The sequence below is a fragment of the Mangrovivirga halotolerans genome (genome assembly GCF_026241165.1).
Classification (GTDB): Bacteria; Bacteroidota; Bacteroidia; order Cytophagales; family Cyclobacteriaceae; genus Mangrovivirga; species Mangrovivirga halotolerans.
The window spans coordinates 1-2,473 of record NZ_JAPFQN010000023.1 but is presented as its reverse complement, the minus strand read 5'-3'; the positions used below and the strand labels follow the sequence as shown (position 1 = coordinate 2,473).

Sequence of the window (2,473 nt, the reverse complement as noted above, 5' to 3'; positions counted from 1 at the left end):
AGCTCCTGAATTCTCAAATTCCTTATAAGTATGTTCAGTTATCTTTTTGTCCGAATAGAGTTCCCATTCTCGATATTTCACTTGGGTTTCGTTCATTTTAAATTAATACCAACGTCAAGCTATGATGAGAGGGGATTAGAAAGCACTAACCTTTCCTCACACACATAGCCACGCCTATGCGGCCCGGCCTTGATTTAAATTTAAAACTTCCGGCCGGGTAGGTGTGGTGGACTTCCCAATCCGCACTAAAATATCCTGACCGATAAAACCCCATTCATTCATAGCGCGTGTTGTAAGGCGTATGTTCTTTTGTCATATAGAAGAATTCTCTTTCTAATTCATGTGCCATTCTTTTGGTGCTTCTTCGCATCATGAAGTAAGGAATTCCAAACATAAATGCGGCATGTATTAATATAAAGGGTAGCACAAAACCTGCTCCATTTCCATCTATATTATCGGCAAAAGAAAAAGTCACTATGAAAATAGAATAAAAGATTAATGCAAAAATGTAGAAAGGTATCATCATCCCGCTGAATCCATTAATTTCAGTTTCAATAATTAGGTGGTTCTCTTTTTGTTTGTACGTTCCACTTGCGACAGCCAAGTTCATGTTCATATCGAAAAAACGTCTTCTTCTCTTAATTTTAAAATTATCGTATCCAACATGACCTTTATATTCATTTTTACTGGATGAAAAGACATCAAATGCATCTGACATGAATCCAGTACTACCTTCATCTACATGGGCTTTAAAAGTCTTAATAAATTCACTTTTTTGAATATTCAATTCAGTGGTCAGGTTATCAACCAGTTTTATCCTTCTTAAGAATTCTTTCATATTTCGTTCTACAATGCCTTACAACGTCTACACTATGGCGCAGTTTTTATGTCCCTTGTGGCATAAAAATGCGGATATAGTGATTGTTGTAAGTAGTATTTTATTTTGTTCTATAACTTTCAATTATTCTGTTTCTTTCTTCTCGTTTATCTTTTATGATTTCTTGAGATGAAATATAGATCCATTCATCGCCATTTTTATTATATATAAATCTACCAGATGGAATGTAACCATAGGTGCCCCCACAAGAAATTGAATATGAGACTTCTCTAGTTGAAATTCTCCAGTTTTTCACCTTAAATGTTTTATTTACACTAATACTAGGTCCTCCGATATTTATATCAATTGTATCATTGGCAATTTTATTAATATAAATGAAATCATAAGATTGGAAATTCTGATTTTTCTTTTCTAATAATTTGATACATTCCTTCTCAGAAACGTATTCGATATTGAAATTGTCAAAATCAACAGGTGGATTAGATATCAAAGAGTCTTGTATTAAGAGAAACGTAGGTTTAACTGACTTATTCAGATTTGCATCATCTTTCAAAATATTTGAAAAATGTGATTTAATGGTTACTGAATAAAAATAAATTAAATCATTGTTAGAAATATTTTGTCCCTTACAAATATTCAGTGAAAATAAGATGCCAATTATAATATATGCTGCATTTTTCATATTACTTACAACGTTCGATGTATGAGTTTGTGGCGGATTATCGTGCCGATTTCGCGTCCGATAGGACAGTGAAATCCAGCGAGAATCCCGCGCTTGAGCTGGCACTACTGCCGCCATGACTTATAGTTCCCATGATATAATCCGAACCCGTAAAATAAGGGTAAAACAAACGAAAAACACCATGGGAACAGGATTAAAGTTATTCATTGGAATTGATGTTCACAAGCGTCAATGGAGTGTAAGTATCTTCACAGGTTCAATTCACCATCGAACCTTCAGCCAGCCACCAACCCCGGAAGCGTTAAAAACCTACATTGAGACTCATTTTAAAGAGTCAATCGTGATCTGTGCGTATGAAGCCAGTAAGTTTGGTTTCTGGATTGCCCATGAGCTGATCAGCTATGGGTATGATTGCCTGGTGGTGAATCCGGCAGACATTCCAACCACTAACAAGGAAACGGCCGGAAAGACTGACCCGGTTGATAGTCGAAAGATCGCCAAGGCTCTTCGGGCTGGTATGCTTCGTGGCATTCATATTCCAGATTGCGAACTTCAGGGGCATCGACAACTCTTTCGCTATCGCAAAAAACTGTGGGGAGACCTGGTTCGGATCAAGAACCGGATCAAGGATAAGTTTATTTATTCCGGGGTAAATATTCCGGCAGAGTTTGATAATCCGTATTGGACTAAGGCATTTCTGGAGTGGCTCAGCCAAGTAGAGCTGCCCAGTATACAGACTCGTCAGACCCTGGACTACTTGCTGGATCAGTTTCATTTTATTTATCGTCATTTTCTAAAAGTGTCGATCTCAGTAAGGAAGTTGCAGCGACATCCTCGTTATAAAACCAATGCGAAGTTATTGCGGAAGATACCGGGTATCGGACCGTTAACGACGGTGCAGTTATTGGTCGAGCTTGGCGATATCAATCGGTTTAAAAACTTTAAGCATTTTA

3 protein-coding genes are annotated in these 2,473 nt (G+C 37.2%); 1 reads left to right on the top strand and 2 read right to left on the bottom strand.

What is annotated here, in order from left to right:
- Positions 1 to 274 precede the first annotated feature (274 nt).
- Positions 275 to 838, bottom strand: a complete 564-nt coding sequence (locus OO013_RS20030) for a hypothetical protein (RefSeq protein WP_266058910.1) — start codon at positions 836 to 838, stop codon at positions 275 to 277.
- 100 nt (positions 839 to 938) lie between these two features.
- Complete coding sequence (locus tag OO013_RS20025; protein ID WP_266058909.1) at positions 939 to 1,391, bottom strand: hypothetical protein; 453 nt, start codon at positions 1,389 to 1,391, stop codon at positions 939 to 941.
- Positions 1,392 to 1,701: 310 nt separating this feature from the next.
- Here OO013_RS20025 and OO013_RS20020 point away from each other — a divergent pair.
- Positions 1,702 to 2,473 (top strand): IS110 family transposase (locus tag OO013_RS20020; RefSeq protein WP_266058908.1); only part of this gene is annotated, 772 nt, incomplete at its 3' end.